At 31.0% G+C, this 513-nt stretch carries 1 protein-coding gene; it reads left to right on the top strand.

The window, feature by feature from the left end:
* Positions 1 to 236 precede the first annotated feature (236 nt).
* Positions 237 to 491 carry a hypothetical protein gene (locus L979_RS15585; RefSeq protein WP_036851135.1) on the top strand — a complete coding sequence of 85 codons (255 nt, stop codon included), beginning with the start codon at positions 237 to 239 and terminating at the stop codon, positions 489 to 491.
* Positions 492 to 513: the final 22 nt, after the last annotated feature.

Genomic DNA, 513 nt, shown 5'->3' with positions numbered 1-513 from the left:
TTAAATTGATGAACAACAAAAAAGGATATTTAAACTCTTTTAAAAACGAGCTAGGGAATAAGTTTCTCTTCCTAGGGTTTAAAGAAGAAAGAAATAACTTTAAATCAGAGTTCACGAAAGAAGAGATAAAAGCGATTGATGAAAGATACTTGGAATTTATTGAAGAGGTCTAAAGTTAATTCTTGACAAATATAAAGTAATTTGATAATATTGTTTTATAGAAAGGGGATTAAACAATGGCAACACAAAAAGCTATAAAGGTCGTAGCTTATAACCCTACAACGGAAGAAGAACTACACTTCAGCTGTAAGGCTCAATGTGCTAAGTATTTTGGTCTTAAAACTAATACAGTCATCAGGTGGCTTGATAATGGTAGACCTGTAATTGAACTGCTGATAGACCTAGATAGAAATCAAGTAGAAATTGAAAAACAAAGCAAACTAAATGGCTTTGAATTATTTACGATTAAGGAGTGGTTAGATTATGTGTAAGAAACGCAAATACACAAAAATG

Source organism: Kocuria sp. ZOR0020 (assembly GCF_000800955.1).
GTDB classification, from domain to species: Bacteria; Actinomycetota; Actinomycetes; order Actinomycetales; family Micrococcaceae; genus Kocuria; species Kocuria subflava.
This window is presented reverse-complemented; position numbering and strand designations above follow the sequence as displayed.